The 14,844-nt window shown below is 60.9% G+C and carries 11 protein-coding genes; 3 read left to right on the top strand and 8 right to left on the bottom strand.

Features of this window, described 5'->3' with window-relative positions; translation table 11 throughout:
- Positions 1-7 precede the first annotated feature (7 nt).
- On the top strand, positions 8-1,138 hold the full coding sequence (locus J1G35_RS12795; RefSeq protein ID WP_223015137.1) for a patatin-like phospholipase family protein: 1,131 nt from the start codon (positions 8-10) through the stop codon (positions 1,136-1,138).
- Between the two features lie 109 nt (positions 1,139-1,247).
- Here the strand turns inward: J1G35_RS12795 and J1G35_RS12790 are convergent, their stop codons facing one another.
- The 7 genes from J1G35_RS12790 to puuE form a co-directional block, all read right to left on the bottom strand.
- Positions 1,248-2,033 (bottom strand): outer membrane protein OmpK, encoded by a 786-nt coding sequence (locus J1G35_RS12790; protein WP_223015136.1) that lies wholly within the window; start codon positions 2,031-2,033, stop codon positions 1,248-1,250.
- A 228-nt stretch (positions 2,034-2,261) separates the two neighbouring features.
- Positions 2,262-3,611, bottom strand: coding sequence for a nucleobase:cation symporter-2 family protein (locus J1G35_RS12785; RefSeq protein ID WP_053129238.1), 1,350 nt, complete (start codon positions 3,609-3,611; stop codon positions 2,262-2,264).
- 116 nt (positions 3,612-3,727) lie between these two features.
- Positions 3,728-5,017, bottom strand: coding sequence for a urate hydroxylase PuuD (locus J1G35_RS12780; RefSeq protein ID WP_053129242.1), 1,290 nt, complete (start codon positions 5,015-5,017; stop codon positions 3,728-3,730).
- Positions 5,018-5,068: 51 nt separating this feature from the next.
- Complete coding sequence (locus J1G35_RS12775; protein ID WP_027603915.1) at positions 5,069-5,572, bottom strand: ureidoglycolate lyase; 504 nt, start codon at positions 5,570-5,572, stop codon at positions 5,069-5,071.
- A gap of 86 nt (positions 5,573-5,658) precedes the next feature.
- Entirely contained in the window at positions 5,659-6,654 is a 996-nt protein-coding gene (gene alc / locus J1G35_RS12770) for an allantoicase (protein ID WP_053129245.1), read from the bottom strand.
- 41 nt (positions 6,655-6,695) lie between these two features.
- The gene (uraD, locus tag J1G35_RS12765) at positions 6,696-7,211 is read right to left on the bottom strand and encodes a 2-oxo-4-hydroxy-4-carboxy-5-ureidoimidazoline decarboxylase (protein WP_223015135.1); all 516 of its coding nucleotides are present in this window, start codon (positions 7,209-7,211) and stop codon (positions 6,696-6,698) included.
- Positions 7,208-8,134 carry an allantoinase PuuE gene (puuE, locus tag J1G35_RS12760; protein ID WP_223015134.1) on the bottom strand — a complete coding sequence of 309 codons (927 nt, stop codon included), beginning with the start codon at positions 8,132-8,134 and terminating at the stop codon, positions 7,208-7,210. Before puuE ends, uraD begins: the two co-directional genes overlap by 4 nt.
- A gap of 380 nt (positions 8,135-8,514) precedes the next feature.
- On the opposite strand from puuE, the gene uraH reads away from it, so the two are divergent.
- The gene (gene uraH, locus J1G35_RS12755; protein WP_053129253.1) at positions 8,515-8,868 is read left to right on the top strand and encodes a hydroxyisourate hydrolase; all 354 of its coding nucleotides are present in this window, start codon (positions 8,515-8,517) and stop codon (positions 8,866-8,868) included.
- A gap of 155 nt (positions 8,869-9,023) precedes the next feature.
- Entirely contained in the window at positions 9,024-14,219 is a 5,196-nt protein-coding gene (locus J1G35_RS12750) for a DUF6543 domain-containing protein (RefSeq protein ID WP_223015133.1), read from the top strand.
- Here the strand turns inward: J1G35_RS12750 and J1G35_RS12745 are convergent.
- On the bottom strand, positions 14,200-14,841 hold the full coding sequence (locus J1G35_RS12745) for a LysE family translocator (protein WP_053129259.1): 642 nt from the start codon (positions 14,839-14,841) through the stop codon (positions 14,200-14,202). The two genes, J1G35_RS12750 and J1G35_RS12745, sit on opposite strands and share 20 nt — an antisense overlap.
- Positions 14,842-14,844: the final 3 nt, after the last annotated feature.

Genomic DNA, 14,844 nt, shown 5'->3' with positions numbered 1-14,844 from the left:
TGATGCAATGCGCCCAGCTGAACCGGTTACAGGCTTGATTCTTTCCGGCGGCGGGGCGCGAGCGGCGTATCAGGTGGGGGTATTGGCGGCGATTGCCGAGCTGTTGCCGCCGGGGGCGCCGAATCCTTTTCCGGTGATCGTCGGCACCTCTGCCGGCGCGATCAATGCCGTGAGCCTGGCCAGTGGTGCGATGGATTTCACGGCGGCCATCCAGCGCCTGACCGCATTCTGGCAGGGCTTTCGCAGTCACCTGGTATTGCGCAGCGATTGGCCGGGGGTGGTGCGCCAGGCGAGTCGCTTCTTCACCCATAGCTTGTTGGGCCTGGGCAGGCAGTTGCCGGTGGCGCTGCTCAACAGTTCGCCGCTGCGTGACTTGTTGCAGGACAAGCTGCATTTAGCGGGGATCGACGACGCCATCCGCCAAAAGCATCTGCATGCGGTGGCCGTCACGGCCTTCGGCTATGAGTCCGGGCAAGCTGTGACCTTCTATCAAGGTGGCGGCACCATCGATGCATGGTTGCGCCATCGGCGTATCGGCGTGCCGACGCAACTGACGGTTGAGCACCTGTTGGCCAGTTCGGCGATCCCCTTGCTGTTCGCCCCGGTGAAGCTCGACCAGGAATATTTCGGCGACGGCGCGGTGCGCCAATCCGCTCCCATCAGCCCGGCGCTGCACCTGGGGGCGACCCGCGTGCTGGTGGTCGGCGTCAGCGGCAACCCACGGGGCAATGAGCCGTCGGCGCAACGCACCTACACCGGCCAGGAACCGACGCTGGCACAGATCGGTGGGCATATGCTCAACAGCACGTTCATTGACAGCCTGGAAAGTGATATCGAGCTGTTGGAGCGCTTGAATCAGTTCAGTCATGTCGCGCCTGGGCTGGCGTCGGTGGACGTGCTGGTGATTGCGCCCAGCCAGCCGATCGACGAAATCGCGGCGCGCCATCGGCAGGAATTACCGGCGGCGTTGCGCTTGTTCTTACGTGGGCCGGGGGCGACCAAGACGAGCGGGGCGGGGGTGCTGAGTTACTTGCTGTTCGAGGCGGGGTATTGCAGCGAGTTGATTGAGTTGGGCCGCAAGGATGCGCTGGCCAAGCGTGAAGAGATCATGCGGTTCCTGTGCCTGCCGCCTATCTGAATGTGGGAGGGGGCTTGCTCCCGATAGCGAAGTGTCAGTCACTCTATTTGTTGACTGACACACTGCTATCGGGAGCAAGCCCCCTCCCACATTTGTCTTGCAGTGGCTTTTAGAAGTGATACTTGACCAGGAAGCTCGCCGTGTCCTGGGTCGTCTTGAACGCGCCGGAGTCTTCGATCCCGTACTTGTTCTTCCAGTAGTCGTATTCAAAACCCACATACAACTGCTTGTCGCCCCAATGCAGCGCCTTGCCCAAGTCGTATTTGACCTGCGGGTTGAAGTGCAGGTTGGCGTGGTAAGTGCCACGGGCGTTCTTGTCGTTGTCCACTACCCAATCCATAAAGCCGTCGATCAGGATGTCGGAGTTGCCCACGGGAAGGGTGTACGCCCACACCGGAGTGATCTGCCAGACGCCATCACCCGGGCGATTGCCTTCGGTCTGGCGCTGGTAGAAGTTCAACTGAAAGTAATCGAAACCCGGGACGTTCAGGTCAAAGCCCGGGCCCAGCAGGTACGACTCGTTATCGCCTTCGCCAAACTCATACGTGAAGGCCAGCAATACGTCCTTGATCGGGCCGAAGGACAGGTCCTGGTCGAAAATCTTACCGAACGACAGTCGCGGGCTGATCTCACCGTAATACGTGTTTGGGCCGACGTTGCCGTCTTTCTTGCCGTTGTAAAAGATGCGGTCGACGAAGACGAAGTTGTCGCCGTACTTCCAGGCATCGGCATGTTCGAACGTGACGGTTTGCTGGATCTGTGGGTTGACGGTAAAGCTCTTGCCCCACAGATACGTCAGGCTGTTGTTCTGCCACTGCAACAAGTCACCCGCCACGGCCTGGCCGCCAGCCAGCAGGGATCCCGCCAGCATCAGGCCTTTGAACATAGGTTTCATTCGGTTGCTCCCGAGTTAAAGTTTTATGGTTTTTCTAAGTAGGCGCTCTGGTATGGCGCCTTTGGGTTATTGCAAAAGTGGTCTAAATGGTCAGCTTTATTGCTACAGCAAGAGCCGCGCCAAGGCGGTAAAGAACCGTCGATTCAAGCGGGCGCGGAGAATACTGGCTCCCACGTCAGGGCTCAAGTGCGCCGTTACAGCGCGCACAGGGCGACAATGGGGCATGCGTCAGGTGTGGGCGGGGTCGACTGCGGGGCGTTCAGCGCCGCCGAGAATGTTGAACAGGATATTCAGCGACAGCGCGCTGAGGGTGGCCATGGCGATGCCGCTGTGGGTGATCGGGCTCATCCACAGTGGCAACTGTGCGAAGAACTCCGGGCGCACCACGGGAATCAGGCCCATGCCGATGCTCACCGCCACCAGCAACTGGTTGCGACGATCAGCGATGTCGGCCTCCTGGAGGATCTTGATGCCGGTGGCCGCCACCATGCCGAACATGGCAATCGCCGCTCCGCCGAGCACCGCCGGGGGAATCGACGCCACCAGATACGCGGCCTTGGGCAACAGGCTGAGCACAATCAGAAAGGCGCCCGCCATGATCGTCACCGAGCGGCAACGCACGCCGGTCATTTGCACCAGGCCGATATTCTGCGCGAAGGAAGAGTGGGTGAAGGTGTTGAAGAAGCCGGCGAAGAACGACGCGCCGGCATCACACAGCAGGCCACGACGCAGCATCTTCGGCGTGACCTCCTGATCGGTGATCTTGCCCAGCGCAAGGAACATCCCGGTGGATTCGACAAAGATGATCACCACCACCAGGCACATCGACAGGATCGGCGCCAACTCGAATTTGGGCATGCCGAAATGCAGCGGCGTCACCACTTGCACCCAAGGCGCCTGTGCCAGGCCGCTGAGGTCGACCATGCCGAGGATGCCGCACAAGGCGTAACCCAGGCCCATGCCGATCAGCACCGAGATATTCACCCAGAAACCGCGCATGAAGCGGTTGATCAGCAGGATGGTGGCCAGTACCAGGGCGGCAATCGCCAGGTAAATCGGTGAGCCGAAGGTGGCCGCCGCGCTGCCGCCACCGGCCCAATTCACGGCCACCGGAAACAGCGACAGGCCAATCGCGGTGATCACCGTGCCGGTTACCAGCGGCGGAAAGAAACGCACGACCTTGGACATGAACGGCGCGATCAGCATGCCGAAGAACCCCGCGGCAATGGTGGCGCCGAAGATCCCCTGCAGGCCGATACCGGGCATGCCGGCCATGGCGACCATGCTGCCGACGGCGGCGAAACTGGCGCCCATCATCACCGGCATACGGATGCCCACCGGGCCGATGCCGAACGACTGCACCAGGGTGGCGATGCCGGCTACCAGCAGGTCGGCGTTGATCAGAAAGGCGATTTCTTCACGGCTCAGGCCGGCGGCCTGGCCAATGATCAGAGGTACGGCGACGGCGCCGCCGTACATCAGCAAGACGTGTTGCAGGCCTACCAGAATCAGTTGCAAGAGGGGCAGCCGCACCATGGCGGGCGCGGCAGGAATCTGCGGTTCGACTAACTCGGTCATGCAACACCTCGGATCTTTTTTATTGTTGTGTTGTGTGGAACGCAATCTCTAAATCACTGCAGTCCCCTGTGGGAGGGGGCTTGCCCTCCCACATTGGAACTATGTGAATCTGTTAGTTAGTTGGTACGCGCCCCCTGGTTGATCCAAGTGCCAATCAAATCCCGCTCCTGCTGGGTCATCTGGGTGATGTTGCCCAGCGGCATGATCTGGCTCGCCACCGCCTGCGCCTGGATACGCGCCGCCTGTTGCTGGATTTGCGCCGGGGTATCGAACATCACCCCGGCCGGCGCTGTGCTGAACAACGGGCTGGTGGGCTTGGCCGAATGGCACACGGCGCAGCGTTCCTGGATCACCCCGTGGACCTTGTCGAAATCAATCGTTGCCTGGGCAGGCGCAGGTGCCGCAGCAGGTTCGGTCGCCGCAGGCGCGGCGGGTTTCAAGCCACCGCCCAATGCGGTTTCCGGCAACGGTTGGTACTCGATGGCCGCAGGTGCCTTGGCAATCGGTTCGGCCGGCTTGGGCCCGGTCACATACGCCAGGCAAATCATCGCCAGTGCGCCAACCGGCAAGGTCCACGCATACTTCTGGCTGTTATGCCGAGTGTTGAAGTAGTGCCGTACCAACACCGCCGCCACCGCGATCCCGGCCAGGATCAGCCAGTTGTATTGGCTGCCGTAGGTGCTCGGGAAGTGGTTGCTGATCATGATGAACAGCACGGGCAGGGTGAAGTAGTTGTTGTGCCGTGAACGCAGCAGCCCCTTGGCCGGCAGTGCCGGGTCAGGCGTGCGGTTCTCGGCGATCGCCGCCACCAGCGCGCGCTGCGCCGGCATGATGATGCGGAACACGTTACCGACCATGATGGTGCCAATCACTGCGCCTACATGCAGGTACGCACCCCGGCCGCTGAACACTTTGCTGAAGCCGTACGCGGCGGCAATCAACAGCACGAACAGGATCAAGCCGAGCAGGGCAGGGCGTTTGCCCAGGGCCGAGTCGCAGAGGAAGGAGTAGATGAACCAACCGGCGAACAGTGAGCCGATGCCCAGCAATACGCCTTCGCTGCCACTGAGGCTACTGCCAGGGGCGAGCAGGTACAGCGTCGGGTTGAGGTAGAACACCACGCACAGCAGCGCGACGCCCGACATCCAGGTGAAGTAGGCTTCCCATTTGAACCAGTGCAGGTTGTCCGGCATGGTCGGCGGGGCCAGTTTGTATTTTTCCAGGTGGTAGATACCGCCACCGTGGATCGCCCACAAGTCACCGGACAGGCCGTCCTTGGGGTTGACGCGGTTGAGGTTGTTTTCCAGCCAGACGAAGTAGAACGAAGCGCCGATCCAGGCGACGCCAGTGATCATGTGAACCCAGCGCACGCTGAGGTTCAGCCATTCCAACAGATGTGCTTCCACAGTCTTTACCTCTCGCCTGTCACCCTTGTTGTCGGGTGATCCGGCCTTCTCTTATTGGTGGGGGGCGAGGATCAACCGCTCATCCTCTTTGAAAAAATGCTCATCGCAGTTATTGCCTGTGCCACTGCGATCAACCACCAGGAAGTCATCCCGCTTTTCGATCGTCAGCACCGGGTGGTGCCAGACGCCGCGATGGTAATTAATGCCCTGCCTGCCGTTGGTGACGAAGGCGCGGACCAAGCCTGATACAGGTGCATCGCCAAGTGGCGCGACCACGATCAGAAAGGGGTTACCGAGCAGCGGAATAAAGGCCTGGCTGCCCAGTGGGTGTCTCTCCAGCATGCACACGGTCAGCGGCATATCCAGCGCGTCGGCGCGGAAGATGCTGATGATCGCGTTGTCTTCAGGCTGTGCGGTTTCTACCGTTGCCAGCTTGTGAAAGCGCATGGTCGACCCGTTGTTGATCATGAAGTGATCGCTGCCATCGGTTTCGATAACGTCTCCGAAAGGGGCGAAGGCTTCTTTGGTCAGGGGTTCGATCATCAGTGTGCGCATGGCTGTCTCTTATCCGAATTCTGTGTTGTGTCATTCAGTTCCTGTGGCGAGCGGGGGCAAGCCCACTCGCCACAGGGGTTCACTGCTTACTTCGAAACTTTACCCAGTACGCGCAGGCGGCTCACACCGCCATCCGGGAACACGTTCAGGCGGATGTGGGTGATCGGGCCCAGTGCCTTGATCTGCTCGGCGAAGGTGTGTTCGGCGTGCATTTCCAGTTTCTGCGCCGGCAGCAGCTCGCGCCAGAACAGCGATTGGGTTTCGATCTGGCTGTCGGTGCCGCCCTTCACGAAGGCGCCCTGGATCGAGCAGGTGTCCGGGTAGTTGCCCTTGAAGTGCAGGGTGTCGACGATGATTTTCTCGATTTCGCCGGGGTGGCCCAGGGCGACGATCACCCAGTCATTGCCTGGCGTGCGACGGCGGGCGGTTTCCCAGCCATCGCCCATGTTGACGCCACGGCCTGGGTTGAGGATGTTGCTCATGCGGCCGAAGTGCTCGTCGGAACACGCCAATGCGCGACCGCCGTTCAAGGCTGCGGCGAGGTCGATCTGTTCGTTGTCGCCCACCGAAGACCAATCGCGGAACGGCACGCCGTACACGCGCAGACGGGCCACGCCGCCATCCGGGTAGATGTTGAAACGCAGGTGGCTGAACGCCTGGTCGTTGCTGATCTCGTGGTAGTGGTGGCTGTTGCCTTGCAACTCGACGGCCGACAGGACTTCTACCCACTGGGTGTTGTCGTCAGGCTCGCCCGAGGCCAGGAAGCAGGCTTCCAGGGACGCCGACGGCGGGTAGTTGCCGGTGAAGAATGAGGTGTCGATGTCCACGCCCTTGATCGAACCCGGTACGCCCAGGCGGATCACAGCGCTGTCGTAGCCTTCGAAGCGCTTGCGGCGTGACTCCCAGCCGTCCATCCACTTGCCGTTGTCATCGAAAACGCCCTCCTTCCACACGGCCGGGGTCGGCTGGAACAGGCGGTTGGCGTCGGCGAACCAGTCATCCGTCACGGAGATGATCTTGGTGCCCAGGCGAGCGTCGGCCAGGTTGACGAACTTCTCGAAAGGTACGGCGTAAGCTTTCATTCTTCTTGTCTGCCTTAAATAGAGTGGCTGGGGATGGTCGTTTAGAGGGTCAGTAAACGGAACAACGCGATCTTGTTGATCTCGGCCAGTGCGCATTTGAACTCAGCGTCTACCGAGTTGTGAATGCGTGTTTCGAACGCGGCCAGGATCTGATGCCGGTTGCTGCCTTTTACCGCCATGATGAAGGGAAACTTGAACTTGGCCTTGTAGGCATCGTTCAGCTCGGTGAAGCGTGAGAACTCTTCGGCCGTGCATTGGTGAATCCCCGCGCCAGCTTGCTCATCGGTGCTGGCTTGGGTGAGTTGGCCCTGGACGGCCGCTTTGCCGGCCAGGTCCGGGTGAGCGTTGATCAGGGCCAGTTGGCTTTGATGATCAGCACTCAACAGGATGTCGCTCATGCGCTGGTGCAGGGTTTCGATCTGGTCGATCGAGGCATCCTGGCCCAGCTCAAAGGCCTTTTCGGCCACCCATGGCGAGTGTTCGTAGATGTCGGCGAAGGCGTGGACGAAGGCGTCGCGGCTCAAGGTCGAGGGTTTCAGCGTCTGGAAGGTGCTCATTTGGCCGCTCCCGGGAACGGGTGGGTGGCGTGCCAGTGGCGGGCAATGTCGACGCGGCGGGTGAACCAGACCTGTTCGTGACCCTTGGCGTATTCGATAAAGCGCTTCAGCGCGGCCAGGCGCGCCGGACGGCCGATCAGGCGGCAGTGCAGGCCGATGGACAACATCTTCGGAGCCTCGGCGCCTTCGGCATACAGCACGTCGAACGCGTCCTTGAGGTACTCGAAAAAGTCATCGCCCTTGTTGAAGCCCTGCACCTGGGTGAAGCGCATGTCGTTGGTGTCCAGGGTGTAGGGGATCACCAGGTGCGGCTTGCCGTTGGGAGTGTTGGGTTCCCAGTAGGGCAGGTCGTCGTCGTAGGTGTCGCAGTCGTAGAGGAAGCCGCCTTCCTCCATCACCAGCCGCCGCGTGTTCGGGCCGGTGCGCCCGGTGTACCAGCCCAACGGGCGTTCACCGGTCAGTTCGGTGAGGATGCGGATAGCTTCGAGCATGTGCTCGCGCTCTTGGGCCTCGTCCATGTATTGGTAGTCGATCCAGCGGTAGCCGTGGCTGCAGATCTCGTGGCCGGCTTCGACCATGGCGCGGATCACATCCGGGTGGCGCTGGGCTGCCATGGCCACGGCGAAGATGGTCAGCGGAATGTCGAATTGCTTGAACAGCTTGAGGATGCGCCACACGCCGGCACGGCTGCCGTATTCGTACAGCGACTCCATGCTCATGTTGCGCTCGCCTTGCAGTGGCTGGGCCGAGACCATTTCCGAGAGGAAGGCTTCGGACTCTTTGTCGCCGTGCAAAATGTTGCGCTCGCCGCCTTCTTCGTAGTTGAGTACGAACGACAGCGCGATGCGCGCCTTGCCCGGCCAATGGGGGTGAGGAGGGTTACTGCCGTAACCGATCAGGTCGCGTGGGTAGTCAGCGCTCACTGCAGTCTTCCTTCTTGTTCGTGGTAGCAAGTGTGTGGCGGCCAGCGGAAAGACTGGGTGGCGTCACAGCGATGGGCTGATTGTATACAACTTGATGGTCGCTTTGTAAGCCTGTATTTCCGCATTTTTTCTACGCGGATGCCGTCGCTTAGCATTGCAAGAAACTTGCCCAGTTGGTCAGTAAACGGACAAAAGGTCTTTTAAAAGCAAGGCTTGCTGAGAAATCGCGCTGAGGATCGAGGTACGCTAGGGTGTGCAAAACTTTGTGATTTTTATTGTGTACAATTTTTATTAAAAGTGTCTTAATCGTTGCGTCCACGGCTTTTTCACGCCCCGTAAAGGTGCAGCCTATTTCACTTCATGCAAGGGAGCCCCGCCCCATGGGACGACTGACCACACACGTACTGGACGCCGCCCACGGCTGCCCCGGCAGCGCCATCCAGGTTGAGCTGTACCGCGTCGAAGGCGCACAGCTTGAGCTTGTGAGCACCGCCGTGACCAACAGCGACGGCCGCTGTGACGCTCCGCTGTTGCAGGGCGATGACTACCGCAGCGGCGTGTACCAGTTGCAATTCAGCGCCGGCGACTACTACCGCGCCCGTGGCGTGCAATTGCCGGAGCCGGCCTTCCTCGACGTCGTGGTGCTGCGCTTTGGCATCAGTGCCGAACAGGATCACTACCACGTGCCTCTGCTGATTTCGCCTTACAGCTACTCCACTTATCGCGGTAGCTGAGTCGTCACCTCGCTTCACACCCCCAAAGCTCTTCGTTGGTTTTTTGCCCGCCCACACTGCGGGCTTTTTTTTGCCCGGGGTGCGTTCAATTATCTAGCGCCTTGTGAGGGCACGTGCTGCATAGGCTAGGTGTTTTCCTCGACGCAGATACCGCCGTGACCTTACCTGACGATTCCGATGTGCCTGACGACGATGCATGGCAGGCGATGCGCACTGAACTGACGCGGCGGATCAACGCCAGCCCCTATCCCAGTCTGTTGATCAACCGGCTCGCGGCCGCTGATGTGCGCAGTGCAGAGTCTGCCAAATTACGCTCGCGCCTGATCCTGGGAGCGCCCAGGGTCTTGCGGGTAATCCGCGCCGAGTTGCGCAAGGCCTTTGATCTGGACCCGGACAACCTGTTGCTCACCGAACCCAAACCGCCTGCGGCCGCGCAAAAAGTCGAAAGCCTGACCGACCGCACACTGCGCCTGTTGGTACTGCCTTCGGTGCCGATCAATCTCAACCACTACACCACCCTCAGCCTCAAGGACGATCCCGCGCGCGTTTTACCTTTTACGCCGCTGGAGGCGTGTCAGCGTGTGATTGCGCTGAACCTGTTTGGTCGGCTTGCCCAGGCGTACAGCGACTATTGGCAGGCGCTGGTGCCGGGATCGTGGCTGACGCGCCAGGAGCGCTGGTGCGAGTTGCACCAGCAGGCGTTCGCCGACCAGGCTTTTGTGGCATGGCAACTGGACGAGTTATCGACTGCCGGGAGGGCCATGGTCCAGGCGCTGGTGGATGCGCCGACGGCGCAGGCGCGGCAACGCGCGGGCGAGCCGTGGGCCAGCCTCCAGGCAAGGCAGTTGATGTGGCCCGGTGTGGGCCCGCGGCTGATGCCAATCCCCGGTGCGTTGCATATCTATCGCGTGGATGACCCTGCGCAGTCACCGCACGTGATGTACCTGCCAGGTTTGACGCGCAACTATTACGAGTACCCGTCACTCAGCCAACTGCAGTGCGGCCTGGTGGCGCTGGTCAATAGTGCGTTGTTGGATGACCTGTGGCAGTGCCTGCCTTTGCGGCGACGGCATGAGGTGTGTCCGGCGCAAATGACCGCGGCAGCGCAGTGGCAAGGTTCAGCGTTGAGGGGTGATGTGTTTGTGCTCAGCGCCCAGGCGGTGCTGGAGAGCCAATGGGAAAACGAGTTGGCCTGTGCGGTATCGATCAACCTGGCGCAGGTTTTTTCCGCTGCGCGACAGCCTTTAGGGACGGACGCCGGCCGTTTTCTCGCCTACATCGAGCGTGGCCGAAAACACTGGGTGGGCAGACCACGGCTGGGGAGTATTCGCCAGCCATTGCAGGCCTGGGATCAGCATCGGCGGCGCCACGAGATCATTTTCGCCAGTACGGCGCCGTGGCTGGCGATGGACACTGCGCTGTATCAGGTCAAACGCTATGAAAAAGGTCTGATGAGGCTGCTGAACCCGCAGGATCCTTTGGACGATACCCAAGCCATGCGTGATTTCGTGACGCTGGAAGCGCAACTCAAGGCCACGGCGGACACCCTGTGCGCGCTGTTGCAGGGTGCGCAACTGCAGCTGTTCGACGTCGCGTTCTGGAAGGCCAAACCCAGCGGTGAACGCCATCGCCTGGCCTCTGTCATCCAGCTCTGGACCGACTGGCTGCGTGGCGAAATCGAGTTGCAACACCGACTCAAGTTGGTCCGCACGGCCCACCGCGACCTGCTGCTCGAAGTGCTGGGTACGCCGCTGGGCAGCAAGCGGGTGGGCAGCGAGACCTGTGTGCTGTCGGTGCTGGTGGGGGCCGAAGCCGATGCCGATTATCCGTTGCATAGCCTGTTTGCGGTGACCCGCAACGCGGCGCTCAGCGATCCCGAGCGACGAGAGCCGGTGGTTTTGTGTGCTTTCGGGCGAGAGGGCGGTGTGACGGTATTTGACAGCCTTGGCGCGTTATCCGTGGGGATCAAAACCAGCCTTGGCAGCCGAGATGAATCGATACTGCGACGCTATGTCGAGCGACAAAAACGCCAGGGCGTGCGTGAGCACACTGCCAACCAAACCCTGGCGGTGCGTTACCAAACCATTGAGGGCAACCCTGTGCTGCTGGCGTTCAAGCGGCTGCTCAAGAGTTACGGCAGCCTGTACAAGGGCCTTGATGGCGGCGCCCGTGTATTCAGTGAAACCGAGGATGGTCCATTGAGCCGCCTGCTGCTGGCGGTCGAACTGGAGCAGCATCTGAATGCACCGGTCAGCGATGCCTTGATCCAGGCACGGGTGAATTTGGATCTGGTGCGCAAAGCCGCGAGCGCGAAGAAAAAACTGCCAACCTGGCTGACCGAGTCCAGCGTGGCCCAGCGCAAACGCTTCAAGCACCTGCTGCGTCACTCCCTGGGCAGCGTGCTGGCGTTTGAGGAACACCTTAAACAGCGGTTACCGGCTCTGCACACCTATGCCCGTGAGTTGTTGATTGCGCGGTTACGCGAGGACGATCTGTACCCGCAACTGGACATCGACACACCGTTTATCGAAATGCCCGACCACGTCGACAGCCAGGTCTGTGGTTGGGAAAGCAGCTGTACGGTGGGTGATCGCAAGGAAGTCCTGACGCCAAGCGCTGAGCGTTCGCGGTTCAGCCTGCTGCAATTGGCGCTGCATAACCTCGACCCGCAGATGATGCCCACGTGGTGGCGTTTCCGGTATGCCCAGTACCTGAAACCGGCGTGGAAGCAGCAACTCAGCCCGGACTACTTGATTAATATGGTGTTCTCGCTGGATATCGGCGGGCGTTATGCGGCATTGATCGACCGTGTGTTTTATTCCCCAGGTACCGACACGCGTGTGCCTCAACTCTTGAGGCGCGTCTTGCTGGCAGGTGCCGACGCCGATCTGTATTCGGCGGTTCGACGCGGATTTACGCTGGATGCGCAGCGCTTTTTCAATACCGCCATGAAGGCACGCGTTCCTCAGGACTTGCTGGCGCACGGCGATCAATTGCAACTGTGCATCGTGCATCTGGTGGGCCATACCCTGCAGCATGACCGTTACTTCGCCGGCATCCTGGTGATTCATGACCGGCTTTCCCAACGCTGCGTGGTTTACTGGCCCGCCGCGCCGGATGCCATGAGCCTCAGTGAGCATGCCAACCTGCAAGCGGCCCAGGAATACCTGAACCGTCACTGGGCATCGCCCGATAACGTCACCGCACTGGCGCGGCACATCGCACCCGGCTGGGCGTTTGAAGCCATCAACCCGCATCCGGGGCAAACACACGGGGCGTTGTTCGATCCGGCCGATTTGCGCCCTGATCGCGCCCTGTTGAAGGGGCTCTGGCACGGTGCCGAGTTTGTTCGATCATTCTCTGTCAAACACCTGGTGCCCACTGCGCTTGTCGAGGACATTGAAAAACAGATCCTCGAGCAGATAGCCAGTGACCCGCTGCATTGGTTGGTGTTGGTACCTACCTCACACAGTGATGCCAGGGCGTTGTTATACCGGGCACGGGCGACTGATCTGCACCGTCAGGCACAGGCCGGCAGTCGGTCGAGCAAGAGTCTGGAGAAGTACCGCGAGCAGCGCCTGGAGGCCGAGGCGGATAGCCGGGCGCGAGCCTTGCTGTCGATTGTCTCGCCGTTTTTTGGCTTGGGTAACCAACTGTATGAGCTGCTGCTGACCGCGCGGCACTATCACCGCACGCGTGATCCTCTGGTCGCGGTGGACGTGGCATTTGGCACGGTGCTTTTAGCGATAGACCTGTTGCTGTTTTTTTTGCCGGGTCCAAAGGCGAAGCCGGGGGCTATGGTCCGCCCTAAGGTGCCGTCGATAGGTGCAGGCCTGGGTCGCATCCATCGTTCAACCCTCGCGCAGTTTGGGTGGCCTCTCAACGTGCCCCAGTCGTCTTCTGCGGTCACGCGGCTCAAGCCTCTGGAACGGTTTCGTACCCCGGGCAGGCCGCAAAACGCTGTTGGGTTGCAGGGGCCTGGAGAAAAAGGCCTGTACGTTCGGCGCGGCGAGCACTTCTTAGGGGACGAAACGCATCATTACCCGATTTACCGCCGTGAGGGCGAAGACTTTTTCCGCCTGAAAAACCACGACGCGCCGGGAGCGGATGAGCTGATCCTGACGATTTACTCGCCCAAGGAATGGCTGCTGGGGGCGGATGCGCCCGTGGCCGGTCCGAGTTCCGGGGGACTCAGCCCGTGGCGAGCACCGGACCAGGCGCCGAGCTGGCGGCCTCCCAGTGTGCGCATCGCCACGCACAACCGGATTCGCCAGTCATCCGCACCGGCCGATCACTGGTTCAGTTGGCGTACACCGGCTCCCGACGCGCAGTCGTTGAACTCTTCGGCTTCAGGCGTATTCCATGTGCCGGTGGAACCTCCAGGATTTGCCTATGACGTCATTTACGTGGGGCGCCGGTATGACACGCCCACGCAATCGGGGGCGGGTTATTACAGGGTGCTCCACCAGGGTGAGCACGCGCCGCTGAGCGATATCGTGTTTATCGGCAAGCATGAGCCACTGGTTTCAAAGGTCAGCGTGGACATTGAACGATGGACAACCACGGCACTGGGTGAACAACCGCTTCCGGCGACGCGTACCGCGACGGGTGAGTGGCAGCTTCATTCCCCTTTGTTCACGGGGCCGCCGGAGTCCGAGGTCGGCAGGGCGTTTCCAGGGCTGACGAGTAAAAGCCGCAAGTTTGCAGTGGCCCGGGTGCTTGAGCTGTCGGACTCCTCGCGCTCTGCAACGGCCAGCCATTTGCTCAACCTGCGTGCGACGCTGGACGATTGGTTGACGCTAAATCCCTTGAGGCCAGGTCAGACGGATGATTTGCTGAGGATGCTACGGCCGTTGCAAAGGAAGCCGACGTCAGTGTTCATTGGTTACGAAGGCAAGACCCCAGGTTTCACGCGTGTCGACTTCAGGCCCTCCGTGGCGTTGGATGCGCGGCTCCGGTCCGGTGGTATGTCGTTGGCGGTTGAGCGAAAAACCGCGCAACGCGCGGCCGTCAGGTCAGTGCTTGAGCAGCAGGGGTTCAGTCTTCACGAGTGGCAGATAAGGCGAGGCCATGTTCAGATGCATGAACTGGTGGCGACTCATCCACGTTCAAACCAGGTGTATTACATGACCTATCAGTGGCTTGAGCGAGGTAGCGTTCAATTGAATATGAGGCTGACTGATTCCTGGCTGAATACGGCTATCAACGCCTACCGGGACTCAGTCTTGGCCGCCACGGTCCGAAGCGCCATGGTCGAACAGCGCCTCGTTCCGATCGTCACAGGCATTCAATGGCCTAGCCTGGGGAATCTGCCTCCAACGGTTTATTTCGTCAGAGTGACGCCACTCTAGCCTTGACCAGCGAAGCCACACCGGCGCTGCCGAACAGGGCAGCGCTGACGCGGTTGAACCAGCTTTGACCGCTGCCACTGCGCAGGTACCGCGCAGCGCCATGGGCGCCCAGGCCGTAGGCCAGCTTGCAGAGCAGGTCGAGCAGGGTCCAGGTGGCGATCATGATCAGCAATTGCGGGAGGAAGGGTTGCTGGCTGCTCAGAAACTGCGGCAAAAAGGCGGCGAAAAACAGGATGTCCTTGGGGTTGCTGGCCCCCAGCACAAAAGCGCGCCCGAACAGCGCGCGAAAGCGCGGCACCGGCGCAGCCTGCGGCACTGTCGCCCCCTGGGATGGCTGGCGTGACTGCTGCCAGCTCTGCCAGGCGAGGTAGAACAGGTACAGCGCGCCGACAATCTTCAGGGCGCTGAAGAGTTTTTCCGACGCGAGCAGCAATGCGCCCAGGCCCAGGGCCGACGCGCTCAACAGGCAGATCGAGGCAATCACCCCACCGAGAAATGCCGGGTACGAGCGGCGCAGGCCATAGTTCAGGCTGTTGCTGATCATCAGCAACGACAGCGGCCCCGGGATCAGGATCACCACCAGCGCAGCGCCGCTGAACAGCAGCCAGGTTTCCAGACTCATTGC

Origin of the sequence: Pseudomonas sp. SH10-3B (genome assembly GCF_019891415.1) — a bacterium.
Lineage (GTDB): Bacteria > Pseudomonadota > Gammaproteobacteria > Pseudomonadales > Pseudomonadaceae > Aquipseudomonas.
The sequence above is the reverse complement of the archived record's forward strand: the minus strand, read 5'-3'. Positions and strand labels throughout refer to the sequence as shown.